Annotated in this window: 27 protein-coding genes and 4 tRNA genes; 23 read left to right on the forward strand and 8 right to left on the reverse strand. The window is 68.6% G+C overall.

Annotated elements, in window-relative coordinates; translation table 11 throughout:
- The first annotated feature begins 4 nt into the window (after positions 1-4).
- From FV560_RS17575 to FV560_RS17585, 3 genes are read left to right on the forward strand one after another with little or no spacing between them, the layout of a single operon-like run.
- Positions 5-1558, forward strand: a complete 1554-nt coding sequence (locus FV560_RS17575; RefSeq protein ID WP_159622882.1) for an NADH-quinone oxidoreductase subunit M — start codon at positions 5-7, stop codon at positions 1556-1558.
- The gene (gene nuoN, locus FV560_RS17580; RefSeq protein ID WP_159622883.1) at positions 1555-3117 is read left to right on the forward strand and encodes an NADH-quinone oxidoreductase subunit NuoN; all 1563 of its coding nucleotides are present in this window, start codon (positions 1555-1557) and stop codon (positions 3115-3117) included. The genes FV560_RS17575 and nuoN overlap by 4 nt, the downstream gene beginning before the upstream one ends.
- Complete coding sequence (locus tag FV560_RS17585) at positions 3114-4118, forward strand: polyprenyl synthetase family protein (protein WP_420853388.1); 1005 nt, start codon at positions 3114-3116, stop codon at positions 4116-4118. Before nuoN ends, FV560_RS17585 begins: the two co-directional genes overlap by 4 nt.
- Before the next feature lie 99 nt (positions 4119-4217).
- Here FV560_RS17585 and FV560_RS17590 read toward each other — a convergent pair whose 3' ends face one another.
- Positions 4218-4619 carry an arsenate-mycothiol transferase ArsC gene (locus FV560_RS17590; RefSeq protein WP_159622884.1) on the reverse strand — a complete coding sequence of 134 codons (402 nt, stop codon included), beginning with the start codon at positions 4617-4619 and terminating at the stop codon, positions 4218-4220.
- 74 nt (positions 4620-4693) lie between these two features.
- A complete protein-coding gene (gene rarD / locus FV560_RS17595; protein WP_159622885.1) occupies positions 4694-5632 on the reverse strand; it encodes an EamA family transporter RarD in 939 nt (312 codons plus the stop codon).
- A gap of 292 nt (positions 5633-5924) precedes the next feature.
- Here rarD and FV560_RS17600 point away from each other — a divergent pair, with 292 nt between their 5' ends.
- Together FV560_RS17600 and htpX are read left to right on the forward strand one after the other, a co-directional pair.
- Positions 5925-7313, forward strand: coding sequence for an FAD-dependent oxidoreductase (locus FV560_RS17600; RefSeq protein WP_235020203.1), 1389 nt, complete (start codon positions 5925-5927; stop codon positions 7311-7313).
- 47 nt (positions 7314-7360) lie between these two features.
- The gene (gene htpX / locus FV560_RS17605; protein WP_159622887.1) at positions 7361-8248 is read left to right on the forward strand and encodes a zinc metalloprotease HtpX; all 888 of its coding nucleotides are present in this window, start codon (positions 7361-7363) and stop codon (positions 8246-8248) included.
- A 7-nt stretch (positions 8249-8255) separates the two neighbouring features.
- Here htpX and FV560_RS17610 read toward each other — a convergent pair whose 3' ends face one another.
- A complete protein-coding gene (locus FV560_RS17610; protein ID WP_159622888.1) occupies positions 8256-8753 on the reverse strand; it encodes a YajQ family cyclic di-GMP-binding protein in 498 nt (165 codons plus the stop codon).
- A 97-nt stretch (positions 8754-8850) separates the two neighbouring features.
- On the opposite strand from FV560_RS17610, the gene FV560_RS17615 reads away from it, so the two are divergent.
- From FV560_RS17615 to FV560_RS17640, 6 genes are all read left to right on the forward strand, one after another.
- Positions 8851-8935: transfer RNA gene (locus FV560_RS17615), tRNA-Tyr, on the forward strand.
- Positions 8936-9149: 214 nt separating this feature from the next.
- A tRNA-Thr gene (locus FV560_RS17620) sits at positions 9150-9222 on the forward strand.
- Positions 9223-9271: 49 nt separating this feature from the next.
- Positions 9272-9345 (forward strand) — tRNA-Met (locus FV560_RS17625).
- Positions 9346-9401: 56 nt separating this feature from the next.
- The gene (gene rpmG, locus FV560_RS17630) at positions 9402-9572 is read left to right on the forward strand and encodes a 50S ribosomal protein L33 (protein ID WP_159622889.1); all 171 of its coding nucleotides are present in this window, start codon (positions 9402-9404) and stop codon (positions 9570-9572) included.
- An 11-nt stretch (positions 9573-9583) separates the two neighbouring features.
- Positions 9584-10036 (forward strand): FAS1-like dehydratase domain-containing protein, encoded by a 453-nt coding sequence (locus FV560_RS17635; RefSeq protein ID WP_159622890.1) that lies wholly within the window; start codon positions 9584-9586, stop codon positions 10034-10036.
- Entirely contained in the window at positions 10033-10455 is a 423-nt protein-coding gene (locus tag FV560_RS17640; protein WP_159622891.1) for a MaoC family dehydratase, read from the forward strand. The genes FV560_RS17635 and FV560_RS17640 overlap by 4 nt, the downstream gene beginning before the upstream one ends.
- 89 nt (positions 10456-10544) lie before the next feature.
- Here FV560_RS17640 and FV560_RS17645 read toward each other — a convergent pair whose 3' ends face one another.
- On the reverse strand, positions 10545-11585 hold the full coding sequence (locus tag FV560_RS17645; RefSeq protein ID WP_159622892.1) for a LacI family DNA-binding transcriptional regulator: 1041 nt from the start codon (positions 11583-11585) through the stop codon (positions 10545-10547).
- A gap of 139 nt (positions 11586-11724) precedes the next feature.
- Between FV560_RS17645 and FV560_RS17650 the strand changes: the two genes are divergently transcribed.
- Both FV560_RS17650 and FV560_RS17655 read left to right on the forward strand, forming a co-directional pair.
- Positions 11725-12978 carry an MFS transporter gene (locus FV560_RS17650; protein WP_159622893.1) on the forward strand — a complete coding sequence of 418 codons (1254 nt, stop codon included), beginning with the start codon at positions 11725-11727 and terminating at the stop codon, positions 12976-12978.
- Positions 12979-13025: 47 nt separating this feature from the next.
- Positions 13026-14111, forward strand: a complete 1086-nt coding sequence (locus tag FV560_RS17655; protein ID WP_159622894.1) for a UDP-N-acetylmuramate dehydrogenase — start codon at positions 13026-13028, stop codon at positions 14109-14111.
- Positions 14112-14129: 18 nt separating this feature from the next.
- Here the strand turns inward: FV560_RS17655 and FV560_RS17660 are convergent, their stop codons facing one another.
- Together FV560_RS17660 and FV560_RS17665 are read right to left on the reverse strand one after the other, a co-directional pair.
- Positions 14130-14864, reverse strand: coding sequence for an alpha/beta fold hydrolase (locus FV560_RS17660; RefSeq protein WP_159622895.1), 735 nt, complete (start codon positions 14862-14864; stop codon positions 14130-14132).
- A 26-nt stretch (positions 14865-14890) separates the two neighbouring features.
- Positions 14891-15943 (reverse strand): adenosine deaminase, encoded by a 1053-nt coding sequence (locus FV560_RS17665; protein WP_159622896.1) that lies wholly within the window; start codon positions 15941-15943, stop codon positions 14891-14893.
- Positions 15944-16016: 73 nt separating this feature from the next.
- Here FV560_RS17665 and FV560_RS17670 point away from each other — a divergent pair, with 73 nt between their 5' ends.
- From FV560_RS17670 to FV560_RS17680, 3 genes are all read left to right on the forward strand, one after another.
- On the forward strand, positions 16017-17264 hold the full coding sequence (locus FV560_RS17670) for a phosphotransferase (protein WP_159622897.1): 1248 nt from the start codon (positions 16017-16019) through the stop codon (positions 17262-17264).
- Positions 17261-17692: a hypothetical protein gene (locus FV560_RS17675; RefSeq protein ID WP_159622898.1), complete on the forward strand. Its 432-nt coding sequence runs from the start codon at positions 17261-17263 to the stop codon at positions 17690-17692. The genes FV560_RS17670 and FV560_RS17675 overlap by 4 nt, the downstream gene beginning before the upstream one ends.
- A 109-nt stretch (positions 17693-17801) precedes the next feature.
- Complete coding sequence (locus FV560_RS17680) at positions 17802-18347, forward strand: hypothetical protein (RefSeq protein WP_159622899.1); 546 nt, start codon at positions 17802-17804, stop codon at positions 18345-18347.
- Between the two features lie 185 nt (positions 18348-18532).
- Here FV560_RS17680 and FV560_RS17685 read toward each other — a convergent pair whose 3' ends face one another.
- Together FV560_RS17685 and FV560_RS17690 are read right to left on the reverse strand one after the other, a co-directional pair.
- The gene (locus FV560_RS17685) at positions 18533-19192 is read right to left on the reverse strand and encodes a response regulator transcription factor (protein ID WP_159622900.1); all 660 of its coding nucleotides are present in this window, start codon (positions 19190-19192) and stop codon (positions 18533-18535) included.
- Between the two features lie 7 nt (positions 19193-19199).
- Positions 19200-20639, reverse strand: a complete 1440-nt coding sequence (locus FV560_RS17690; protein ID WP_235020204.1) for a sensor histidine kinase — start codon at positions 20637-20639, stop codon at positions 19200-19202.
- Positions 20640-20878: 239 nt separating this feature from the next.
- Between FV560_RS17690 and FV560_RS17695 the strand changes: the two genes are divergently transcribed.
- The 7 genes from FV560_RS17695 to rplL all read left to right on the forward strand — a co-directional run bounded on the left by FV560_RS17695 (position 20879) and on the right by rplL (position 25292).
- Positions 20879-20951 (forward strand) — tRNA-Trp (locus FV560_RS17695).
- A 53-nt stretch (positions 20952-21004) separates the two neighbouring features.
- Entirely contained in the window at positions 21005-21508 is a 504-nt protein-coding gene (secE, locus tag FV560_RS20625) for a preprotein translocase subunit SecE (protein WP_338049714.1), read from the forward strand.
- Between the two features lie 52 nt (positions 21509-21560).
- The gene (gene nusG / locus FV560_RS17705) at positions 21561-22322 is read left to right on the forward strand and encodes a transcription termination/antitermination protein NusG (protein WP_159622901.1); all 762 of its coding nucleotides are present in this window, start codon (positions 21561-21563) and stop codon (positions 22320-22322) included.
- Positions 22323-22613: 291 nt separating this feature from the next.
- The gene (gene rplK, locus FV560_RS17710; protein ID WP_159622902.1) at positions 22614-23045 is read left to right on the forward strand and encodes a 50S ribosomal protein L11; all 432 of its coding nucleotides are present in this window, start codon (positions 22614-22616) and stop codon (positions 23043-23045) included.
- A gap of 102 nt (positions 23046-23147) precedes the next feature.
- Positions 23148-23861 carry a 50S ribosomal protein L1 gene (gene rplA / locus FV560_RS17715; RefSeq protein ID WP_159622903.1) on the forward strand — a complete coding sequence of 238 codons (714 nt, stop codon included), beginning with the start codon at positions 23148-23150 and terminating at the stop codon, positions 23859-23861.
- 428 nt (positions 23862-24289) lie between these two features.
- Positions 24290-24817, forward strand: a complete 528-nt coding sequence (gene rplJ / locus FV560_RS17720) for a 50S ribosomal protein L10 (RefSeq protein ID WP_159622904.1) — start codon at positions 24290-24292, stop codon at positions 24815-24817.
- Positions 24818-24899: 82 nt separating this feature from the next.
- The gene (gene rplL / locus FV560_RS17725; protein WP_159622905.1) at positions 24900-25292 is read left to right on the forward strand and encodes a 50S ribosomal protein L7/L12; all 393 of its coding nucleotides are present in this window, start codon (positions 24900-24902) and stop codon (positions 25290-25292) included.
- Positions 25293-25346 lie beyond the last annotated feature (54 nt).

A 25346-nucleotide genomic window follows, 5' to 3' on the forward strand; every position in this document is an offset into this window, starting at 1 on the left:
ATCCATGACTTCCATCCTTGTTGATCTGCCCTGGCTCTCCCTGCTCGTGGCGGTGCCGCTGCTTGCGGCCGTCGTGATCTGGCTGGTGCCGGGCCTGCAGAAGCTCGCCCGTCCGCTGGGCCTGGCGGTGAGCCTGCTCGTCCTCGCCGGAGCCATCGCGATGGTGCCGGGCTTCGACGCAGGCGGCGGCTACCAGTTCACTGAGACCTACTCGTGGATTCCGGCGATCGGAGCCTCGTGGGCGGTGGGGATCAACGGCCTGGGGCTGGTGATGATCCTCCTGGCCGTCGCGCTCGTCCCGATCGTGATCGCAGCCGCCTGGAACGAGGTGCGCCTGCCGGAGGCGGCGGGCTCAGGTGAGACGGGCAGTGGCGAGCCGGACACGAAGGCCCTCGACCGCCGTCGGGCGGGCTATGTGGCCCTGGTGCTGGCGCTGGAGGCGATGATGGTCGCCATCTTCGCCGTGCGTGATCTGTTCTCGTTCTATGTGGTCTTCGAGGCGATGCTCGTCCCGGTCTACTTCATGATCGGTGTGTTCGGCGGCCCGAACCGGCGCCCGGCGGCACTGAAGTTCCTGCTCTACTCCCTCGCCGGGGGACTGGTCATGCTCTCGGGTGTGATCTATCTCCTCGTGCAGACCGGTGGTGGCGAGCAGGCGCTGCTGCTCGACAACCTGGCGGGTGCGCTGGAGGGCAACTACACCGCGCAGCTGTGGGTCTTCCTCAGCTTCCTGATCGCATTCGCCATCAAGGCCCCGATGGTCCCGGTGCACACCTGGCTCCCGGATGCCGCGGCCGAGGCGCCGCCTGGTACGTCCGCTCTCCTGGTTGGAGTGCTGGACAAGGTCGGCACCTTCGGGATGATCGCCATCTGCCTGCCGTTGTTCCCGGAGGCGGTCGCGAACGTGGCGCCGTACCTCGTGGTGCTGGCGATCATCTCCATCATCTACGGCGGGATCCTGGCCATCGGGCAGAAGGACGTGATGCGTCTGATCGCCTTCACGTCGGTCTCGCACTTCGGCCTGATCGTGCTGGGCATCTTCATCGGCACGCAGACGGCGATGGTCGGCTCGATGATCTACATGGTCGCCCACGGCGTCTCGACCGCAGCGCTGTTCCTCGTCGCCGGCTTCCTCACCCAGCGCGGCGGCTCGGCACAGATGTCCTCCTACTCCGGAATGCAACGTGTGGTCCCGGTACTCGCGGGTGTCTTCCTGATCTCCGGTCTCGCGACTCTCGCGCTGCCCGGGCTGAGCGGTTTCGTGCCGGAGTACCTGGTGCTGCTCGGGAGCTTCGAGGCCTCGCCGGCTGCGGGTGTCTTCGCCGTCATCGGGGTGGTGCTCTCCGCCCTGTACATCCTCCTCGCCTACCAGCGCGTGTTCACCGGCCCGGTCGATCCGGACCGGTCGGACCTCCCGGACCTCGGGGGGCGGGAACGCTGGACCATGGTGCCGCTCGTCCTCGCCATGCTCGTGCTCGGATTCTTCCCCGCACCCGTGCTCGACGTGCTCACGCCAGCCGCTGACCAGTTCGCCGCGATCCTCGGGAGCGCCTCATGACCTTCGTCCCGCCGTCGATCGACTGGGCCGCGCTGGCCCCGATCGTCATCGTGCTCGGCGCCGCCGTGGTCGGCGTGCTCATCGAGGCCTTCGTGAAGGACGCCGTGCGCCGGATGGTGCAGGTGATCCTCGCCGTGGTTGCGCTCGGCGCCGCCCTCGTGACCGTCGCGTGGCGCTGGACAGTGGTGCAGGCACAGGGGCCGGCCGAGCTGGTCGGCGGAGCGATCGTCGAGGACACGCCTGCGCTGATGGCTCAGGGCGTCGTGCTGATCTGCGCATTCCTGGGCATGCTGGTGATCGCCGACCGCGTCGGTGGTGAGGACGGGTTCACCCCCGTCGCCGCAGGCGCTCCAGGTTCCACCTACGAGGCGCAGGCCAGGCGTCTGGGCCTCGTCCAGACCGAGGTGTATCCGCTGGTGCTGTTCTCGGTGGGCGGCATGCTCGTCTTCCCGGCCGCCTCCGACCTGCTGACGCTCTTCATCGCCCTCGAGGTGCTCTCGCTGCCCCTCTACCTGCTCGCGGGCCTCGCCCGACGGCGACGCCTCCTCTCCCAGGAGGCCTCGCTCAAGTACTTCCTGCTCGGGGCGTTCTCCTCGGCCTTCTTCCTCATGGGCCTGGCCCTGCTGTACGGCTACTCCGGTTCGGTGCGTTTCGCCGACCTTGCAGCCGCCGTCCCCGCGATGGTGGGTATGGATGTCGTGCTGCTCGCCGGTGTCGTCCTGGTGCTGGTGGGGCTGCTGTTCAAGGTCGGGGCCGTGCCCTTCCACTCGTGGGTCCCGGACGTCTACCAGGGATCACCCACTTCGATCACCGGCTTCATGGCCGCCTGTACCAAGATCGCGGCTTTCGCGGCCTTGGTGCGCTTCCTCTATGCGGTCGTGCCTGGCCTGACGTGGGACCTGAGCCCGTTGTTGTGGACAATCGCGATCTTGACGATGATCGTCGGGACGGTGCTGGCGATCGTGCAGACCGACATCAAGCGGATGCTCGCCTACTCCTCGGTCGCCCACGCGGGCTTCGTCCTGCTCGGGGTGATCGCTCTGACCTCCTCCGGGATCAGCTCGGTGATGTTCTACCTCCTCGTCTACGGGGTGGCCACGGTCGGGGCCTTCGGCCTGGTGACGCTCGTGCGCGAACGTGACGCCGAGGGCAACGTCACAGGAGAGGCGACCCGGGTGGAGCAGTGGGCCGGGCTCGGCCGGCGGCACCCGGTGCTCGCCGTGTGCTTCACCCTGTTCCTGCTCTCCTTCGCCGGAATCCCCCTGACGGCCGGCTTCGTCGGCAAGTTCACGGTGTTCGCCGCGGCGGTCGAGGGTGGTGCGTGGCCGTTGGTGGTGATTGCGGTACTGGCCAGTGCGGCCGCCGCGTTCTTCTACGTGCGCATGATCGTGCTGATGTTCTTCACCGATCCTGACCAGGACGCCGGATCGACAGTGGTGCGCACCGAGGGCACAACGGCGATCGCGGTTGCTGTGTGCGCCGTCGCAACGGTCGTGCTGGGTGTGGTTCCGACTCCGATTCTGTCCCTCACCTCCGAAGCGACTAAGTTCATGCTGTGACCACATCCGTACCCGCCATGGGTGACTCCGAGCTGGAGTCGCGCCTGGGCCATGAGCTAGACGAGATCGAGCGGCGCCTGCGCGCGGCGGCTAGTCACGCCGAGCGCATCGTGGACGAGACGTCTCGGCACCTGCTCGCCGCCGGTGGGAAGCGGATCCGGCCGGTTCTGGTGTTGCTCACGAGCCAGTTCGGGGGCGGTGTGAACGAGCAGGTTCGCCAGGCCGCGGTCGCCACTGAGCTGACTCATCTGGCGACGCTCTATCACGACGACGTCATGGATTCGGCCCCGCTGCGGCGTGGCGCACCCAGTGCGCACGAGGTGTGGGGGAACTCGGTGGCGATCCTCACCGGTGACCTGCTGTTCGCCCGGGCCTCGCAGCTGGTCTCGGAGCTGGGACCGCGTGCGGTGCGAGTACAGGCCGATGCGTTCGAACGGCTGGTGATGGGGCAGCTGCACGAGACTCTCGGACCGTCCGAGGATGAGGATCCGATCGAGCACTACCTGCAGGTGCTGGCGGACAAGACCGGATCGCTCATCGCCGCCGCGGCCTGCTACGGGACGATGCTCTCCGGTGCCGACCCTCAGATCCAGGACGCACTGGTCCGGTATGGGGAGAAGGTCGGTGTGGCGTTCCAACTCGCCGACGATGTGATCGACCTGACCTCCGACTCCGACACGACGGGCAAGACGCCGGGGACCGATCTGCGGGAAGGGGTGGCCACGATGCCGGTGCTCCTCCTGCGGGCCAGGGCCACCGCCGGGACGCTGGACGCCGCGGGGCAACAGCTCCTGGCCGACCTGGACTCCGACCTGGGCGCTGATGAGACCCTCGCCGATGTGCTGCAACGGCTGCGGGAGCACGACGTGCTCGAGGAGGCGCGGCAGATGGCACGCCGGTGGTCCGAGGACGCGTCCGACGAGCTGGCGGCACTGCCGGAGTCGGCCGAGCGTGAGGCGCTCGAGGTGTTCGCCGGGCTGCTCGTGGACCGGATGGCGTGAGGAGGACTCAGCCTCGTTGGCTCGGCCTCCACGAGGGCGGCGTGAGTGTCGTTCCTGCGCGGAGAATCGACACTCAGGCCACCGTCGCGCAGTCCATGCTCAGCCGGCGCCGAGCTCGGCGACGAGGCGATCCACACGAGCGGCGATGTCGTCCCGGACGAGGCGCATCCGCTTCATCCCGGTGATGCCTCGTTCGGAGGGTTCGTCGGTCTCCCACCGCTCCACCGGGGCAGACCCCGGCTCCAGCTGAACCTCCGAGCCGAGGAGCACCACGCGGTCCACCTCGTCCAGGAGCCGCGGATCGATGGGCTTGGGCTGCTCGCCCTCGACCGAGGCGCCGACCTCGGTGAGTGAGGCAACGGACTCGCCGTTCAGGCTCGTCCCAGGTTTCGTGCCGGCGGAGTGCACCGTGATGCTCTCACCGGCGCGGGCGCGCATCAGGGCGGCAGCCATCTGTGACTTTCCGCCGTTCTTCACGCATACGAACAGCACACTGGGCATGGCATCTCCTGCTTTGGAATGGTCCTGCGGTTGAGTCTAGGGTCCGGGGGAGGGGAGCAGGCGACGATGATGGGTCACCCGCGGCGCCGCCGGTGACCCATGCGCAGCCCATCCCAGGTGAGGGCCACCAGGGCCATCCAGACCAGGGCGAAGCCCGCCCAGCGGCCGGCGTCCATCTGTTCCCGGTAGATCAGCACACCCGTGAGGAACTGCATCGTCGGAGTGAGGTACTGCAGCAGTCCCACCATCGCCAACGGCAGTCGCCGGGCCGCTGAGGCGAACAGCACCAGCGGGACTGAGGTGACAATCCCTGCCGCGATGAGCAGGAGGGCCAGTCCGGTGGCCGGCATGTCAGCGGCACCTGGCTGGCCGAACGATCCGTGGCCCGTGACGGCGAGCACCACGAGGAAGAGCGCAGCGGCGGGTGCGAGCACCATGGTCTCCACAGCGAGTCCCGGCAGCGCCGGCACCCGGGCACCCACCTGCTTCTTCACCAGGCCGTACCCACCGAAGCTCAGGGCGAGGATGAGTGAGATCCACGGGAACGCGCCATAGCCGATGGCGATCACGAGTACACCTGCAGCTCCGAAGGTGACGGCGATCCACTGCGCCCGACGCAACCTCTCACCGAGCACGACGACGGCCAGGACCACCGTGATCAGGGGGTTGATGTAGTACCCCAGTGCGCCGTCGACCACGTGGCCGGTGACGACGGCCAGGACGAACACCACCCAGTTGGCACACAGCAGCGTCGCCGCCAGGGCGAGCCGCGCCGTCACCTGCCGGTCACGGAGCAGCGCTGTCAGCTGGTGCAGGCGACCCAGGACGGCCAGCAAGCCCACGCACGCCAGGAGCGACCAGACGATGCGGTGGGCGGTGATCTCCAGTGGGCCGGCGGGCGCCAGGAGCGGGAAGTACAGCGGTAGCAGACCCCACCATGCGTACCCGGCGATCCCGGCAGCCAGCCCGCGCGGATCGAGCCCGGGCTGCGGGGATCGCTCTGGTGTCGGCACTGGCTCAACGTACCGCCCGTGCGGCCCACGGATTCAGCGACGTTCACCCACCGGTAGGTGCCACATGTCGTCGCATGGAGGTGTCGATGACGACGGCGGGTGGCACCTACCCGTGCGGGAACCGTCTGCTGCCCGCCGATCTCCTCCAGTTCGGGACAACTCTGATCGCAGAGTGAGACGAACGGCCGCTCAGGTCGCATCGGTGAGGCAACCCTTAGACTGGGACCCAGATCGCCATCTGACCGCGGCACTGACGTGCCCTCCGACCACATCGAAAGAGGCATCCGACCCCGTGCCTACCACCCAGATCCGCGTTGCCATCGTTGGGGCCGGCCCCGCCGGCATCTACGCTGCCGACATCCTGTCCAAGTCCGATCTCGAAGTCGAGGTCGACCTGTTCGAGCGGCTACCGGCGCCCTATGGGCTGGTGCGGTACGGCGTCGCCCCGGACCATCCGCGGATCAAGGGGATCGTCACCGCACTGTACAAGGTGCTACAGCGGGGCGACATCCGGCTCATCGGCAACGTCGACTTCGGCACCGACCTCACGCTGGAGGATATGCGTCAGTACTACGACGCCGTCATCTTCTCCACCGGCGCCATCCGCGACGCGGACCTGAACATCCCCGGGATCGACCTGGACGGCAGCTACGGGGCCGCCGACTTCGTCTCCTGGTTCGACGGTCACCCGGACGTTCCGCGTACCTGGCCGCTGGAGGCTCAGCACGTTGCCGTCCTCGGGGTGGGGAACGTCGCCCTGGACGTCGCCCGCATCCTGGCCAAGCATGTCGAGGATCTGATGCCCACAGAGATTCCGGCGAACGTCGCCGAGGGGCTGGCGAAGAGCCCGGTCACCGACGTGCACGTGTTCGGACGGCGCGGGCCGGCGCAGGTGAAGTTCACTCCGCTGGAGCTTCGCGAGCTCGGGCACGTCCCCGACGTCGACATCGTCGTCTATCCGGAGGACTTCGATTTCGACGAGGGGTCGGAGGAGGCGATCCGGTCCTCCAACCAGGCCAAGCAGGTCGTCAAGACGCTCACCGACTGGACGTTGCGAGACCCGAGCGAGTTGACCGCATCGCGCCGGATCCACCTGCACTTCCTGCACAAGCCGCACGAGGTGCTGGGTGCCGATGGCAAGGTCGTCGGGCTGCGCACCGAGCGGACAGAGCTCACCGGCGACGGGAACGTCCGCGGTACCGAGCAGTTCGAGGACTTCGAGGTCCAGGCCGTCTACCGGGCCGTGGGCTACTTCGGCTCCCCGCTTCCGGATGTTCCCTTCGACGACGGCGCCGGAGTCATCCCGAACGACGGCGGCCGCGTGCTCGGTGCTGATGGGGAACACATCCCGGGTCTGTACACCACCGGATGGATCAAGCGCGGGCCGGTCGGTCTGATCGGCCACACGAAGTCCGATGCGGCCGAGACGATCCGCCACCTCGTCGAGGACGTCACCAGCGGCTTCGAGGACGGCACGCTCACCCCGGCGCCCGAGCGCGACCCGAACGCGATCATCGAACGCCTCGAGAACCAGGGTGTGCCGTACACCACGTGGGAGGGTTGGGAACTCCTGGACACGTACGAGCGTTCCCTCGGTGAAGAGCAAGGACGGGAACGCGTCAAGGTGGTCCCGCGGGAGGAGATGACCGAGATCTCACGCGGAGTCACCGCTCGCGCGTGATCGCGTGATCGCCCTCCCGCTCTGCATCCGAGCAGAAGGGTTCGATAGTGACGCGCAGCTGGGCGAACGGCCTGAAGACGGCGGCACTGTTCGGCGTGCTCTGGGCCGTAGTCCTCGGCCTCGGGGCGCTGGTCACGAACGGGACCGGCAACTCGATCTGGATCTGGGTGTTCGCCGGTGTGGGCGTGGTGTCCACCTTCGTCTCCTACTGGCGTTCGGACACCATCGCCATCCGGGCGATGCGGGCGCGCCCGGTGAGCGAGGCGGAGGCACCGGCGATGTATGCCATCGTGCGCGAGCTCGCCACCGAGGCGCGTCAGCCGATGCCGCGGCTGTACATCTCCCCGACCGAGGCGCCGAACGCTTTCGCGACCGGCCGTAATCCGCGAAACGCCGCCGTGTGCTGCACTATCGGCATCCTGCGGCTGCTGGACGAACGCGAACTGCGCGGGGTCCTCGCCCACGAGCTCTCCCACGTCTACAACCGGGACATCCTCACATCCTCCGTGGCTGCGGCGATGGCCGGTGTGATCACCTCGGTTGCCCAGTTCCTGCTGTTCTTCGGTGGGGGAGGGCGCGACCGGGATTCGGGGCCGCTGGGGATGATCGGCATGCTCGCGATGGCGCTGCTGGCGCCGTTCGCGGCGATGCTGATCCAGATGGCCATCTCTCGCACCCGTGAGTTCGATGCGGACGCCGAGGGTGCGAACCTGTCCGGTGATCCACTCGCTCTGGCCTCCGCGCTGCGGAAACTGGAGACGGGGACGGCAGCGCGGCCGTTACGCCCTGACGGCGACCTGGCCGACGTCTCGCACCTGATGATCGCCAACCCGTTCAAGGCCGGCGCGGTCTCCCGCCTGTTCGCCACTCACCCGCCGATGGCGGAGCGCATCTCCCGGTTGGAGGAGATGGCCCGCGGCGGCTGGGAGCGCTGAGACAGGCTCAGCGGTAGTTCACGAACTGCAGCGCGGCGTCGATATCGGCGTCCTTGAGCATCGCGATGACCTGCTGCAGGTCGTCCCGCTTCTTCGAGCTCACGCGTACCTCGTCACCGCTGATCTGCGTCTTCACGCCCTTGGGGCCATCGTCGCGGATCAACTTGGTGATCTTCTTCGCGTTCTCGCTGGACAGCCCCTCCTTGAGGGTGCCCGCGAGCCGGTACTCCTTGCCCGAAGGCTGCGGCTCGTCCTCACCGGTGTCGATGGCCTTGAGGGAGACTCCCCGGCGGATGAGCTTGGACTGGAAGACGTCGAGGATCGCCAGTACCCGCTCGGCGGTGTTCGCGGTCATCACGATCGCCTCACCGCTCCAGGCGATCGACGCACCGACGTTCTTGAAGTCGTACCGCTGGGAGATCTCCTTCGCGGCCTGATTGAGCGCGTTGTCCACCTCCTGCCGGTCGACCTTGCTCACGACGTCGAACGAGGAGTCGCTCGCCACTGTTGCTCCTTACGTGTGGGACTGGCCACCCTGGGTGGCCGATGGTCACGAGATGCTGCCGGAGTTGGTATTGTTTCACCCGGTCCACCGACCATACGGCGGGTTGCCCGAGCGGCCAAAGGGAGCTGACTGTAAATCAGCCGCGGAATGCTTCGCAGGTTCGAATCCTGCACCCGCCACCATCGACAGGGCGTCTCCAGCGCGGAGGCGCCCTTTGTCGTCGGTAGGGCGGGTCTGCACGCTTCGATCCCGCACCACGCCGCGCGCCCGGCAGGTGCGATGGAGCGCGGCGCCGGCCGCCTGAGTTGCCGGCAGCGTGTGCCCGACGTGGCGCCCGCCACATCTCGGCCCCGGATTTCCCCCGGAGGCTCCAGAGCATGTACTCTCGTTCCCGCTGCCCCGATAGCTCAGTCGGCAGAGCATCTCCATGGTAAGGAGAAGGTCAAGGGTTCGATTCCCTTTCGGGGCTCTGGTCGTGTCCGGTCCCGCGACCCATGTCGCGGGAGCCGGCAGGACGCGGCGGGGTAGCTCAGACGGTCAGAGCGCACGACTCATAATCGTGAGGTCGCGGGTTCGATCCCCGCTCCCGCTACACAATAAGCGCCGCAAAGCTGCCCGGGCCCGGGCAGCAGATCGTGAGGAAGAGCAATGGCTACCAAGTCCGCGGATGTCCGCCCGAAGATCACCCTTGCCTGCGAGGCGTGCAAGGAGCGCAACTACATCACCAAGAAGAACCGGCGGAACAACCCCGACCGGCTCGAGCTGGCGAAGTACTGCCCGCGCTGCAACGCCAAGACCAACCACCGCGAGACGCGCTGACCGACGCCTCGATGAGTGCAGTCAACGCTGACTTCGTAGGGCGGGTGTTCACCGGAACCCCGCCCTACGTCGCGTCCCGGGCCAAGATCGCCGAGTTCGCGGCAGCGGTCGGCGCCGAGGCGGCCGTGCACGTGGATCCGGCTGCAGCGCAGGCGCTCGGGTATGCCGATGTGGTGGCTCCCGGGACTTTCGCCGTCGTGATCGCCCAGCGTGCTGAGGCTGAGTACATCCAGGACCCGGCCGCCGCGATCGACTTCTCCCGGGTGGTGCACGCGAACGAGGTGTTCACCCACCACCGCCCGATCGTGGCGGGGGACCAGTTGCACACGGCTGTGCACGTGGACTCGATCACCGAGCGCGCCGGGATCGCGATGGTCACCACCCGTAGCGTCATCTCCGACGGCGCAGGTGAGCTGGTCTGCGAGGTCACCTCGACGCTGGCCGTGCGTGGGGAGGATTCATGACGACGCTCACCACCGCCGTCGAGAAGGGCACTGAGCTCTACCTCCTCACGCGGACCGTGACCCGTGATCGGTTGGTCCGCTACGCCGGAGCCAGCGGGGACTTCAATCCGATCCACTACAACGACCGCTTCGCCACCGAGGTCGGTCTGCCGGGTGTGATCGCCCACGGGATGCTCACCATGGGCCTGGCCTGCGCCACCCTCACCGATTGGCTGGACGATCCGGCCGATCTGATCTCCTACGGGGTCCGCTTCACCCGGCCGGTCCCGGTCCCGGACCCGGGTGAGGTGGCGCTCGAGGTGCGTGCCGTCGTCGGGACTGTGGACCCGGAGGCGGGCACGGCGAGGATCGACCTGGCAGTCACGCTCGAGGGTACGAGCGTTCTGGGTAAGAGCCAGGCCCACGTGCGCCTGCACTGACCGGGCCCCCAGTCCCAGCCGAACGCTGAGGTGTTCGGCGTTCGGTGGCAGATTCGCCGAGCAATTCAGCGCTCGGCAGGGGCGCCGGATCAGTCAGGGACCGGCCCGGTGGTCGTCCCTACCCGCAGCTGACACGCCAGCGACACCGGCTGGGGACGTTCCCCGTCGGCGAGCATGATGGCGGCGCGGGCAGCGCTCTCACCTTTCTCGCGCGCGGGTTGGACCACGGATGTGAGCCGGTGCTCACCCAACCAGGGCAGGTCGACCCCGTCGAAGCCGGCCACGGAGACGTCCTCGGGAACTCGCAGTCCCCGTTCGGTCGCCGCCAGCAGCAGCCCGGCGGCGATGAGATCGCTGAAGCCCACCAGGGCCGTGGGCCGCGGGGAGCGGTCCAGCAGCGCGTGCCCCGCACGGATACCCTCCTCCACCAGCGACCGCTGGGTCGACTCCGCGGCGACCGGTTCGATACCGGCGTCGAGCAGTCCGGCCACCCGATCCGCGATGTAGCGCCCCTGCGGTCGCGTGCCGATGACGTCAACGGGTCCCGCCGCCCGCTCGCTCGTCCATGGCATCGTCGCGAGCGCCACCCGGCGGTGGCCGAGTCCGACGAGGTGCTCACCCAGGGCTGCCATCCCGGCCCGGTCCTGTACCCGGACCGAGACCGCACCAGGGCCGGTACGGTCCACCCACACCATCGGCACCTCCCGCTCGCGTAGCACCCGGCCGGCGTCGCGCCCGAGGGCGTGCAGGACGACGACGGAGTCCATCGACCCGTGCCGGATCAGGTGCTGGCCGGCGGGATCGTCTTCCCCGGCGGGGATCAGCAGCATGCCGCGGGCGGCGTCGCCGAGTGCGCTGGCCACGCCGCCGAGAGTCTGCACGGCGACGGGGTCGCGGAAGTTGGTCCGCACGTCACGTCCCACGAGCACCCCCACCACCCTGCTGCGTCCGCGGCGCAACGAGGCGGCCACCGGATTGGGCCCGGCGTAGCCGAGCTCGGAGGCGGCCCGCAGCACCCGCTGCTTGGTGGCCTCTGCGATCGGGCCGGCGCCGGAGAAGGCGAGGGACGCCGTCGAGAGGGAGACGCCCGCCGTGCGGGCGACATCAGTGAGGGTGGCGCGTCTGCTCATCTGCTCGTTCTGTGCTCCTCGAGGTTTGACCGGCGCTCATGGTCGGCCGCACCATAGCCTAGGCGCGCCGCACCCGCCGTTCTTCCGGTGGACACCGCCCAGCTGACCGTTCCGCGGAGTCCACTGCCGAAAGATCTCGATGTCACCCACTGTCTCCCCTGAGCGAGCGCGCCGAGGCGCAGCCCTGGTCATGGCGACCTTCACGCTCAACGGCTTCACGCTGGCGAACTGGCTCTCCCGGATCCCCACGGTTCGCGACGAGTTGCGGTTGAGCGAGGGGCAGCTCGGGATGATCATCCTCATCGGCTCGCTCGGGTCGCTGTTCTCGATGCCCGTCACCGGGCGGATGATCCACCGATTCGGGGCCCGCACCACCGTCGTGCTCGCGGCGACCTTCGCCTCGGCCGGGCTAGGCGTCGTCGCCGCCGGGGTGGGCATCGGGGCCGTGTGGCTGCTGATCGCCGGACTGTTCCTGGCGATGATCGGTGTCGGTGGCTGGGACGTCGCGATGAACTATGCCGGGACTGTCGCCGAACAGGCGCTGGACCGGGCGATCATGCCGTGGTTCCACGGTGGCTTCTCGATCGGCACGGTGCTGGGGGCCGGCGCTGGGGCGCTCGTCATCCGCGCCGGCATCGGTGTGCCATTGCACGTGCTCACGGTGGTCGCCGTGGTCTTCGCGTTGGTGGTGCTGTGCACGCGCGGATTCCTCCCCGCCGAACCAGAGCCTCAGGCCCACGACGGCGACCCTCACCGTGGTCCTGGCCCCTCCTTTCTGCGGGTGTGGTTCGAGCGCCGCACCCTGCTCGTGGGCCTGGTCGTGCTCGCGGCTGCCCTCACCGAGGGGGCAGCTAACGACTGGCTCGCCCTCGCCGTCGTGGATGGTTTCGGCACCCCGAACGAGGTGGGAGCAGTCGGCCTGACGATCTTCCTCGTGGGCATGACCGTGATGCGGTTCCTGGGCACCTTCCTGCTGAACCGCTTCGGCCGCGTGGCCGTGCTCCGGCTGTGCACCGCGATGGCGATCGCCGGGTTGGCGATCTTCACGTTGGTGCCGGTGCTGCCGGTGGCGATGGCCGGGGGAGCACTGTGGGGGATGGGTGCCGCGTTGGGGTTCCCGGTCGGGATGAGCGCCGCCTCCGATGACCCGGCGAAGGCGGCTGCGCGGCTGGCGGTGGTCTCCACCATCGGGTACTCGGCATTCCTCGTCGGTCCGGGCGTTCTCGGTCTGCTCGGTGAGGTGGTCGGCACCCGGCACGCGTTGCTGGTGATCATGGTCCCGCTCGTTGCCGGGCTGTTCGCGATTCCTGCGGCCGGCGAGCGTAGGACCTCCGGCGAACAGGTCGAATCGCCGGTCGAAGGTTCCGGTGCCGGTCAGGAGGCACAGTCGTGAGCCGTTCATCCGACCTGGGAGTGAGCAGCGCCGTAGAGTGGTCGCCCATGACCCCCCTGTCTGCTCCGAGCACCGTTCGGCTCGCGGACCTGACCACGTTCCGCGTGGGTGGGCCGGTGCACCGATTCGTGGAGGCGAGCACCGAGGACGAGATCGTGGCGACGGTCGCCGATGCCGACGCTGCCGGCGAACCGGTCCTCGTGCTCGGTGGGGGATCCAATGTGCTCGCCGCCGACGACGGTTTTCCCGGTGTCGTCGTCCGTGACGGGCGCCGGGGGATCGCCGTCGAGAGCCAGGACGCGTGTGGTGGTGCCGCCATCCGCGTACCGGCCGGGCAGCCGTGGGAGGACGTCGTGCTGCGGGCGGTGACCGAGGGGTGGCGCGGAATCGAGGCGCTCGCCGGCATCCCCGGCTCCACGGGTGCCACGCCGGTGCAGAACGTGGGGGCCTACGGTCAGGAGGTGGCCGAGGTGATCTCCTCGGTGCGTACCTGGGACCGGGCGGCCGGCCGGATCCGGACACTGGCACGTTCGGAGCTCGGCTTCGGGTACCGCTCCTCGCTGCTCAAGGATTCCTTCACCGATGACGGTACCGGCCGCGCGTGGCTTCCGAGCCCCCGGTACGTGGTACTCGAGGTGCATTTCCAGTTCGTGCTCGCTGACACCAGCGCTCCGATCGCCTACCCGGAGCTCGCCACGACGCTCGGTGTGGCGCTGGGGGAACGAGCGGCGTCAGCCGAGGTGCGCGACGCCGTCCTGGAGCTGCGCCGCAGCAAGGGCATGGTGCTCGACCCGGCTGACCACGACACGTGGAGCGCCGGTTCGTTCTTCACCAACCCGATCCTGGCGGCCGAGCAGGCGGCGCGGCTTCCCGCCGATGCGCCCCGGTTCCCGGAGGAGGATGGGGTGAAGACCAGTGCCGCGTGGTTGATCGCTCGTTCCGGCTTCGCCAAGGGCCACGGGCTGCCCGGCCCGGCGGCCCTGTCCACCAAGCATGTGCTCGCCCTGACCAACCGGGGCGAGGCGCGTGCTGCGGACCTGCTCGCGCTCGCTCGTGAGGTGCGAGACGGCGTCCGGGCCGACTTCGGCATCGACCTGGTGCCTGAGCCGGTGCTGTGCGGGGACCGCTTCTAAAGACGTTCCGCCAGGAGTTCAGGTGTGAGCGAGGTGCTCCAGGGTCAGCTCTGCGACCTGATCCGAGTGCTCGTAGACGACTCCGTGTGCTGCGCCGGACAGCTGGACGTGGCAGGCGTGGGGGAGGAGGGTGGCCATCGTCTCGACCCACGTGGGTGGGACGACCGTGTCGTGCTCTCCGTGCAGCAGCAACGTCCTGGTGCGAATGAGCGGCAGCCGCGCGGCGATCGGGTAGCGCATCATGGACGGAAGCACCTGCGTGAACCAGGCGGGACCGCACCGCAGGTAGGAGCTGGACGCCACCATCCGCATCCGGCGAGACTCGTGCGAGGCCGACTGCAGCAGCCGTCCGGCCTGCTGCCACACCGCCGGTTCCGCCGGGTTCACCGGTGGTCCGATGAGCACGGCCGACCGGTAGCTGTCGTCCCGGCTGAGCATCTCGACCACGACCTGCGCCCCCATCGAGTGACCGATGAGAACAGCGTCTGTGATCTCCTCGGCGGCCAGTGCTGCCCGCACTGTCTCGGCGAACCCGGCGATGCTCAGCGGCCTGCGGGGATGTGGCAGACCCCCGAAGCCGGGCAGGTCGAGCAGCAGGACGTCCCCCGCATGGTGCAACGCGAATGCCAGTGGCTCGAAGTAGCGTGAGGAGACCCCGATACCGTGCACGAGCACGAACGTCGGCCCGCCGGTGCCGGTGAGCTCGCGGACCCGGATGCGTGCGTCCTGGTAGCGCATCACCCGTCGTGACATCCGCCGTCGGGTACCGCGCTCCCGGGTCACGGGTGCGTCTCGGGGTCCGGGGTCCTCAGCCAGGCGTCGATCTCGGCGAGCATCGTGGCACGCGATCTCGCCGAAGCGCGGCTGGCGCGAATCGAACCGCGTGCGAGCTCGGCGATCTCGGCATCGCTGAGCCCGTGGACATGTCGGGCGGTCTCGTACTGGTCCAGCAACCGGGAGCCGAACAGGAGCGGGTCGTCCGCTCCGAGCGCAATATCGGCACCGGCGGCGAGCAGTGTGCGCAGCGGCACCTGCTCGGCATGAGCGAAGACGCCGAGTGAGACGTTCGAGGCCGGGCAGATCTCGAGCGCGATCCCGTCGGCCACGATCCGATCCAGCAGCGCTGGATCCTCGGCCGCCCGGATCCCGTGTCCCAGCCGGTCGGGGCGCAGGTGCGCGACTACTTCTGAGATGTGGTCCGGTCCGAGCAGTTCGCCGCCGTGCGGCGCCAGCAGCAGCCCCGCCCGGGAGGCAATCTGGAACGCCGCACCGAAGTCGGTGGTGGCGCCTCGGCGCTCGTCGTTGCTCAGGCCGAACCCGATCACCTCACCCGGTCCGTCCCCGGCATGGCGCACGGCGAGGCGCGCCAGCGTGCGTGCGTCCAGCGGGTGCCGGGTCCGGGAAGCGGCCACGATGACGGCGACCTCCACCCCGGCTGCCGCGCTCGCCTCACGTGCGGCGTCCATGACGATCTCCAGCGCCGGCGTGATGCCTCCGACGTGCGGTGCGTAGGAGGTCGGGTCGACCTGGATCTCCAGGCGACGGGAGCCTTCCGCTGCATCGTCCTCGACCGCCTCGTGGATGAGCCGGCGCATGGCCGTCTCCGACCGGACGACCGCGCGCGCGGCGTCGTACATGCGCTGGAAGCGGAACCAGCCGCGCTCGTTGGCAGGTAGGCGTAGCGCATCGGGTGCCGCGACCGTCTCTCGTAGCGTCTCCGGGATCCGCATACCGGCCTCGTCGGCCAGCTCGACCAGCGTTCCCGGGCGCATCGACCCGGTGAAGTGCAGATGCAGGTGCGCTTTCGGCAACCTGCGCAGATCGCGAGCCACATCGTCACTCTATGAGAACTTTCTCATCGTGATCTCACGTTCGCCTTATCCGGTCGCGGTCGGATCGTCGATCATGACCACCTGTGTGCCCGAGGACCTGGCCCTGTTGTCAGGGCCGGACTCCCGCGACCTCGTGCGCGCAGCGCTGGGACCCGTCGAGGTCGAGGAGCTGACGGTCGAGGTGGAGGCGGTGCACCATCGCCCCGGTTTCGGGGTGAGTGCGGTCTACCGCGTGGGGTACCGGCACGCGGGTGCCACGGTCCGTGAACAACTGGTGGCGAGCACTGCCGAGGTTCCTCACCTCGAGGGCGTCGCGACGCTGCAGGACGGCGAGCACCACGTGCGGGTCTGGCGGCGCAACGACGATCCGGCGCTGCCGGGCCTACGGACGGCGACTGACGCCGTCGTGATGGGTGCATGGCTGCACGACCTGGCCGGCCTCGGCGACGGCGGACAGGCGCACGTGAGCGTGCTCGGATACCGGCCGACAAGGCGGGCGGTGCTGCGCACGAGGTGCGGTGACGACGTCGCCTACCTCAAGGTGCTCCCTGCCCGCCGGGCTCACCGGCTCGTGGCCAGGCACGAGCTGCTCGCCCGTGCCGGGGTGGAGGCACCGCGCGTGCTCGGCACGACGAAGGACGGGATCGTCGCCCTCTCGGCGATGTCCGGGCTTCCCCTGGCGACGGTGATCGCAGACGCCCGTCGCCGGCCGGGGGCAGTGCCTGCACCGGAGCAGCTGGCCGCGTGGCTGGACACGTTGCCTCCGGAGGTGCTCGATCTGCCACGGCGTCCCTCGTGGGTCGACCGGATCGACTTCCACGCCACGGCCGCACGCGCGGCCCTGCCGGGCAATGCGGAGGAGATCACGACACTGGAGGACGGTATCGGCGACGTGCTCGCCGCGAGCCCCTCCGGGCCGGTCGTTCCGACACACGGGGACTTCTACGAGGCGAACGTGTTCGTCGCCGACGGCCGAGTCCGTGGTGCTATCGACCTCGACTCCCTCGGCCCGGGCGCCCGGGAGGACGACCTGGCCACGATGCTGGGCCACCTCAGCGTGCTCCCGGCCCTCGCGCCAGCGCTGTACGGGCACGTCCCGGAGTTGACCGAGGAGTGGTTTATCTCCTTCGCCGGCCGGGTCGATGCCGCAGGACTCGCGGCTCGTGCCGCCGCGGTGGTCGTCTCGTTGATTGCCGGTGCGTCGCCGGACCAGCGGGAGGCGCGTCTGGTCCAGGCGCAGAGGTGGCTGCGTCGCGCACACGAGGAGTTGGGCGCACACCTGGAGTTGGGCGCACACCAGGAGATGGGGAGGAAGCGATGAGTCGTAGCGGTCCATGGATGGTGACAGGAGCACTCGGAGCCCTCGGGGTGGTAGCCGCGGTCTCGGCAGCGAGCCCGGCCGCACCGGTTGAGCATCCGAGCGGTGCGGTCATCATCGCGGTGCCGAGTGAGGGTTCGTCGGCGCCGCCGGAGAAGTCTCCGGACCCGGCAACCGCTGAGCCGGCGACGGCGGTGACGGCGGTGACCGCGGTGACGCCTGAGGAGCCGGCGCAGACAACTGAGACGTCCACCTCGGGTTCGTCGGGTTCGGGTTCGTCCAGTTCGGCGGGTACAGCGAGCTCGAGCGATTCGAGCTCGGTCAGCACGGGCTCCTCGGGGTCGTCATCTCCCGAGCGAGTCCCGCTCGCATCACCGGTGAGCCCTGACTCCCCGGACAGCCCGCCCTCGGCCGACAGCGGTGACGACTGATGAGAAGGCTCTCATCGCCCCCTCCCACGCCTCTCATGGGAGCACGGAAGTCTCAGACATATCAGGACGAGAGTCCCGCGACGGGGACCTGACCAGAAGGAGACATCGAATGAAGACGCGTAATGCATGGGTCGTGACGGGAGCGCTCGGTGTGGTGGCAGTCGCCGGAGGCGCCGTGAGTGCGATGGCTGATCCCGGAGACGATTATGAGGGTTCGGCGATCGAGGTCGACGGTGCCCAGGCTGCCTCGCTGCCGCGCGTGATCGGTCAGGAAGTGACCGCCGATCCGGCAGTGGTGGCATCCTCGAGCGCTGTCACGTCGGTGACGGCGGCCTCGGCACCGACCGCCGCCAGCGCTCAGACGCCCGCGAGCCCGGCGAGTGCGCAGTCCCCTGCCAGCCCTGTGAGTGCACAGTCCCCGGCGAGTCCTGCGAGTGCGCAGTCCCCGGCAAGCAGCCCGGTGAGTGCGCCATCGCCAGCGAGTCCCGCGAGTGCACAGACTCCTGCCAGCCCGGTCTCCGCACCGAGCCCGGCCTCGGCTCCTTCACCGGCCAGTCCGGTGTCCCCGCCGTCGCCCGCCAGCCCGGCCTCGGCCGAGAGCGCAGAGTCGGCAGAGTCGGCACAGAGCGCGCCGTCGGCTGAGTCGGGTGACTGACCGGCAGGCTGTCTGACCGGCTGGCAGTTTGACCGGCTGGCAGTCTGACTGGCAAACGCAGCGATGTGCCGAGTTCCGCCCCATCTGGGGGACTCGGCACATCGCTGTCGGCCGTGCCGGTGGCTGCCCGCTGGGTGTCTGCTCCATCCGAGGTGGGCTTGTCCGTCCGAGGTGTCCGGGCCGTCTCAGCCCAGGCGATACCCCATCCCACGCACCGTTTCGAACCGTTCGGCACCGAGCTTCTTGCGTAGGTACCGCACGTAGACATCGACGACGTTCGACCCGGGATCGAAGTCGTACCCCCAGACCCGCGAGAGCAGTTGCTCCCGGCTGAGGACCTGTCCCGGGCTGCGGAGGAAGGTCTCGGCCAAGGTGAACTCCCGTGCCGAGAGTTCCACATCCCGGCCGTCGACGTGCGCCTTGCGGGTGCGTAGGTCCAACGAGAGGCCAGCGTGGCTGAGAACGGTGGACTCGGAGCCACCGTTCTCAGACCGTAGCCGTAGCCGGACCCGGGCCAGCAGCTCCTCGAAGCGGAACGGCTTGGCCATGTAGTCATCGGCACCTCCTTCCAGACCGGCGACCGTGTCGGTGACCGATGATCGGGCCGTGAGGATGATGACGGGGATGGTCACGCCCAGGGAGCGCACCGTGCTCAGGACGTCGAAACCGTCGCGGTCGGGGAGGCCGAGGTCGAGCACCAGCAGGTCGAACTCGCCGGTGCTCGCCAGGTCGATCGCCTGCTCACCGGTGGCGACCGTCGTCGGGACGTAGCCGGCCGAGCGGAGGCCCTTGGCGACGAACGAGGCGATCCGTTCCTCGTCCTCAGCGATCAGGATCTGGCTCACGGGTGCTCTACCTGCCTTCCTCGGCCTCGGCGGCCGGGTGGGGGATGTGGATGGTGAACGTGGAACCGTGCCCCGGTGCCGAGATGAGACTCACCCGGCCACCGTGGGCCTGGGCGATCGAGGTGACGATGGGCAGGCCGAGACCGCTGCCGTCCACCGTCGGGTCGAGCCGCTCGAACCTGTCGAAGATGCGCTGCTGATCCGCCTCGCCGATCCCGGCGCCAACGTCTCGGACCCAGAGGCGGATCTCGCTGGCGTCAGCGGTCGAGCCGATCGCGACGGTGGAACCCTCCTCGGAGAACTTCACCGCATTCGAGGCGAGCTGGAGCAGGGCCTGCGTCAGTCGCCGGGGGTCCGCGTGGATCTGCACGTCAGCGAGCTCGTCCAGCACCCAGCGCCGGTCGCCCAGCGACGTCGCCTTCACGAGCACGTCGTCGGTGAGCAGCGCGAGGTCGACGTCGGTACGGGTCACGAAGTCGGGACGGCGAGACCGGGCGAGCGTCATGAGGTCGTCCACCAGCATGTTCATCCGGTCGAGTTCGTCGAGGGCAAGCGTCCGCGTGCTCGCGACCTCCGCGGTGTCGCCGGGGTCCATCAGTTCCAGGTGGCCGCGCACGATCGTCAGCGGCGTCCGGAGCTCGTGCCCGGCGTCGTCGAGCAGCTGCCGCTGCGAGGCGAAGGCCTGCTCGAGCCGCGCGAACATCCGGTTGAACGTCTCCGTCAGCAGGGCGAGGTCGTCGTTCCCCGCCACGGGTATGCGGCGGCTGAGGTCGTCCGAGGAACTCACCTCGTCCGCTGTGGCGCGCAGCACTTTGATCGGTGCCAGGAGCTGGCCGACGACGAACCAGGCGATGAGCGTGATCCAGGCGAGCGAGGCGACGGCCACCAGCGCGTACGTCCGGAACGTCGCGTTCAAATTCTCGTACTCGGCGTCGAGGTCGAAGGCGAGGACCATCGCGCCCTGCTCGCTGGGCGGGTCGGTGCGAATAGGGAGGGCAAGCACGCGGTAGGTGCGCTGCGACGTCTCGATCGTGAAGAGGTCGGGATCCTCCCATCCGCTCGCGGGTGCCAGGGCGGCCACCAGTTCCGGGTCCTCCTCGATCCGGAATGACGTGGCGACCTCCGGCACATGCGTGATCTCCCCGTCGACGAAGCCGGCGAGCGCTTCGTGCGTCGCGGGGGCCACCCGGCTGAGCACGGTGCGCAGTACCGAGGAGACCGACGCGAACGGCTCTCCGGTCTGGGGGTCGACTCCGATCTCGGCCAGCGTCTCGATCTCTGCGCCCGATCGCGCGAGCGAGTCGTCCAGCCGGAGCACGCTGCGGTCGCGCTCCAGTGAATAGGCGCTGATCCCGGCCGCGGCCAACGCCATCGCCGACAGGAGCGTGAGTGCCGCGAGCACCCGCGTGCGCACACTCATCCGGAGGCGGGGGCGTCGACGGGGCACGCGGCTAGTATCCACGCTCGCCATGCACCGCTCATAGCCGCGTCATAGCCGTGCACCCCGATTCCTGCCAGGTCGTGCCTGGCAGGAAGTCACGCGTTCTGCGCGCCAGCGAGTGTCCGGGATCATGGTGAGGGCGGTTCGACCAGGTGCCCTCGGCCGGGTACACTCGCTTCGGTGGTTGACGTCCGCCACGCTGGTTCGCGCCTCGGCGGGTACTAGTAGGGTGGGCCGATCTGCGAAGGGCAGTGGCGCAATTGGTAGCGCACCGGTCTCCAAAACCGGCGGTTGTGGGTTCGAGTCCCTCCTGCCCTGCTTCCTCGCCCGTCCCGGGCACCTGAACGACCGGTCGATCCAAGGACATCCTCGTGAGCACTCCTCCCAACGCCGATTCGGGCGAGCCCGACGACGTCGGTCGTGGCGACGACCCTCGGGACGAGCTCGACGCGCCCGAGAGTGAGTCCGACGCCGTCGACGACACTCAAGGCTCCGCTGACGCGGGAGCCGGCGATGAGCCCGGCGACGGTGAGAGCGACTCCAAGCCTGACGCGAGCGATTCCAAGGCTGCGAGCGCGGACGCACGACCCGCTGCTGCGCGTTCCGTGCGAGCTCAGGGGCAGGCGAAGGGGCGTCCGACAGCGTCCCGCAAGGAGGCCGAGGCTGCTCGTCAGGCCGAGCCCAACGTCTTCGCCAGGATCGCTCGATTCGTCCGCCAGGTCGTCCAGGAGCTACGCAAGGTCGTCACCCCGACCCGGAACGAGTTGTTCACCTACATCGGTGTCGTCATCGTCTTCCTCGTGGTGATGATGATCTACGTGGGAGTGCTGGACTTCGGCTTCGGCCGGCTGGTTCTCTGGGCATTCGGCGGCTGAGGGTCGCCTGGCCCGGCGTGGGCCCGAGACAGCGGTGAACGATCAACGAACCATGGAAGCAGGTCAGGACGTGTCTGAAGAGACTCAACCCACCGGTGACGTGACCGAGGAGACCTCGGTCGAACTCACCGACGGCGACGACGCCGCGACCGGTGACGGGGGAGCCGAGGATGCGACCACCGACACCGCGGGGGAGGCCGCCGAGGTGGTGGAGGACCCGGTTGCCGCGTTCCGCTCCGAGCTGCGCTCGTTGCCGGGCGACTGGTACGTCATCCACTCCTACGCCGGCTACGAGAACCGCGTGAAGGCGAACCTGGAGTCCCGGATCCAGTCCCTCAACATGGAGGACTTCATCTTCCAGGTCGAGGTGCCGATGGAAGAGGTCGTCGAGATCAAGAACTCGGTGCGCAAGGTCGTACGCCGGGTCCGGGTCCCGAGCTACGTCCTCGTCCGCATGGATCTCACTGACGAGTCCTGGGGTGCCGTCCGCCACACCCCCGGCGTCACCGGATTCGTCGGTCACACCCACTCCCCGGTTCCCCTGACCCTGGACGAGGTCATGTCCATGCTCGCGAGCACCATCGAGGCGAAGGCCCCGGCGGCCCAGCCGGCTGGTGGGAAGTCCGCCGCACCAGCTGTGCAGGTCGACTTCACGGTCGGCGAGTCCGTCACGGTCACCGACGGGCCGTTCGACACGCTGCCCGCCACGATCTCCGAGATCAACGCCGAGAGCCAGAAACTCAAGGTACTCGTCTCGATCTTCGGTCGCGAGACTCCGGTCGAGCTGTCGTTCAACCAGGTCGCCAAGATCTGAAACGCACGAGGGCTTCGCCCACGCACGGGGGGCTTCGCCCCCCGTGTACCCCCCAAGAACACACACGCACAGGGGGCTTCGCCCCCCGTGTACCCCCACGCACAGGGGCTCCGCCCCCGTGTTCCCCCGAAAGAACACAGACGCACAGGGGCTTCGCCCCCGTGTTCCCCCTAGAAAGAAGCAAGGATCAGAGACTTCCGAGGGCTTCGCCCTCGGAACCCGAAGCAAGCTTCGGGTTTGCAACCGGGTCATCGCCCGCGGCGTCGGCCCATCACCAGAAGGAGAAATCGCATGCCTCCCAAGAAGAAGGTCGCCGGCCTCATCAAGCTCCAGATCCAGGCCGGTGCGGCCAACCCCGCTCCGCCGATCGGCCCCGCGCTCGGTCAGCACGGCGTGAACATCATGGAGTTCTGCAAGGCCTACAACGCGGCCACCGAGTCCCAGCGTGGGAACGTGATCCCCGTGGAGATCACGGTCTACGAGGACCGCTCCTTCACCTTCATCACCAAGACGCCGCCGGCCGCCGAGCTGATCAAGAAGGCCGCCGGAGTGGCCAAGGGCTCCTCGACTCCGCACACCGCCAAGGTGGGTGCGCTGACGCAGGCTCAGGTCCGCGAGATCGCCGAGACGAAGATGGCCGACCTCAACGCCCGCGATATCGACGCCGCGTCGAAGATCATCGCCGGTACCGCTCGCTCGATGGGTATCACGGTCTCGGACTGACCCTCGCCCATCCCTCAACGACCGGGGACGACCGTCCTCGGAACACAGTGGAAGGGTCCGCGCGGGCCCGCACCACGACTGCTCGAGAACAAGGAGAAGCAGATGGCAACGCGCAGCAAGAACTACCGCAAGGCCTCGGAGCTGATCGACCGCTCCGAGGTGTACCCGCCCCTGGAGGCGGTGCAGCTCGCCAAGAAGACCGCGAACTCGAAGTTCGACGAGACGGTCGAGGTGGTCTTCCGCCTCGGCGTCGATCCGCGCAAGGCAGACCAGATGGTCCGCGGCACAGTCAACCTGCCGCACGGCACCGGTAAGACCGCCCGCGTGATCGTCTTCGCCACCGGTGACCGCGCCGAGCAGGCGATCGCTGCAGGTGCAGACGAGGTCGGCGGCGACGAACTGATCGAGAAGGTGGCCGGTGGCTACACCGACTTCGACGCCGCGGTCGCGACTCCGGACCTCATGGGTAAGGTCGGCCGTCTCGGCCGCGTGCTCGGTCCGCGAGGTCTGATGCCGAACCCGAAGACCGGAACGGTGACGATGGACGTGACCAAGGCTGTCACTGACATCAAGGGCGGCAAGGTCGACTTCCGGGTGGACAAGCACGCCAACCTGCAGTTCATCGTGGGCAAGGCTTCCTTCAGTGACACCCACCTCGTCGAGAACTACGCGGCGGTGCTGGACGAGGTGCTGCGGCTCAAGCCGTCCTCCTCGAAGGGGCGCTACATCTCCAAGGCGGTGCTGAGCACCACGATGGGCCCGGGCATCCCGCTCGACGCCACCAAGACCCGCAACCTCACCGAGGCCTCGGTCTGAGCGTCCCGCGCTCGTGGGCCCTCAGTACTCGCTGACGGCCTCACGAACGGCCCGGTCTGCCACGGCAGGCCGGGCCGTTCGTGCGTTGCCCCGACCGACCATGCACTCCCTTGTGCCGCGAACGCTGAGTTGCTCGGCGTCCGGTGCTCAGAAGCCGAACAACTCAGCGTTCGCGGCCGTGGTGCAGGTCACGGTCGTCGGATTTGGCGGATGACGCGAGTCTGGCTATGCTGGCCTTTGCCTCAGACCGCCGGTCGCCCGTCACCAGACGGGGGTAATTCCGCAGAAGCGGAGCCAGCGCAGGTGAACGTGTTCTGCAGACCGATCCGCGTCCCCGGGCGCGGTGTGAGTTCAGGCCCCGTGCATCCTGCGCGGGGCCTTCGTCATGTGCGGCGGACGACAGCGGACCATCACGGAAGGGAGGGCTCATGGCACGGCCTGACAAGGCGGCAGCGGTCGCCGAGCTGACGGAGAAGTTCCGCCAGTCCTCGGCGGCAGTGCTCACCGAGTACCGCGGGCTCACCGTCGCTCAGCTCCAGGAGCTGCGGACGACGCTCGGCACGACCACCAGCTATGCCGTGGTGAAGAACACGCTCACCAACATCGCCGCCAAGGAGGCCGGCGTCGACGCGTTCGACGGCCAGTTCTCCGGACCCACGGCCATCGCCTTCGTCGAGGGTGATCCGGTCGAGGCGGCGAAGGGGTTGCGTGGCTTCGCCAAGGCGAATCCGAACCTCGTCGTCAAGGGTGGTGTGCTCGACGGGCGCGCACTCAGCGCCGATGACATCACCAAGCTCGCGGACCTCGAGTCCCGCGAGGTGCTCCTGGCCAAGGCCGCGGGTGCGATGAAGGCCAAGCTGCACCAGGCGGCCTACCTCTTCAACGCCCCTGCCTCCAAGGCGGTTCGCACCATCGAAGCCCTGCGTGAGAAGCAGGCGAACGAGGCCGCTGCCTGACCGGTAGCACCTCGTCTCACCACCCACCCCAGCTGCTTCTCGCGTCTCGCGCAAGCAGGCACAACAGGAAGGAACGCCGATCATGGCGAAGCTCAGCACCGACGAGCTCATTGACGCTTTCAAGGAACTGACCCTCATCGAGCTCTCCGAGTTCGTGAAGCAGTTCGAGGAGACCTTCGAGGTCACCGCTGCGGCTCCGGCCGCCGTCGCCGTTGCCGGTGGCGCCCCCGCCGGCGGTGGCGAGGCCGCCGCCGAGGAGGAGCAGACCGAGTTCGACGTCATCCTCGAGAGCGTCGGCGACAAGAAGATCCAGGTCATCAAGGAGGTGCGTGGTCTCACCAGCCTTGGGCTGAAGGAGGCCAAGGACCTCGTCGACGGCGCCCCGAAGCCGGTGCTCGAGGGTGTCGACAAGGAGGCCGCGGACAAGGCCAAGGAGGCCCTCAAGGGCGCCGGCGCCACCGTCACCCTCAAGTGATCCGGGCGGGCGGCCGGCTCTAGCCGGAGCGCTCGCCGGAGAACGCGGCTGACC

Source organism: Ruania rhizosphaerae (assembly GCF_009805705.1).
GTDB lineage: Bacteria > Actinomycetota > Actinomycetes > Actinomycetales > Beutenbergiaceae > Ruania > Ruania rhizosphaerae.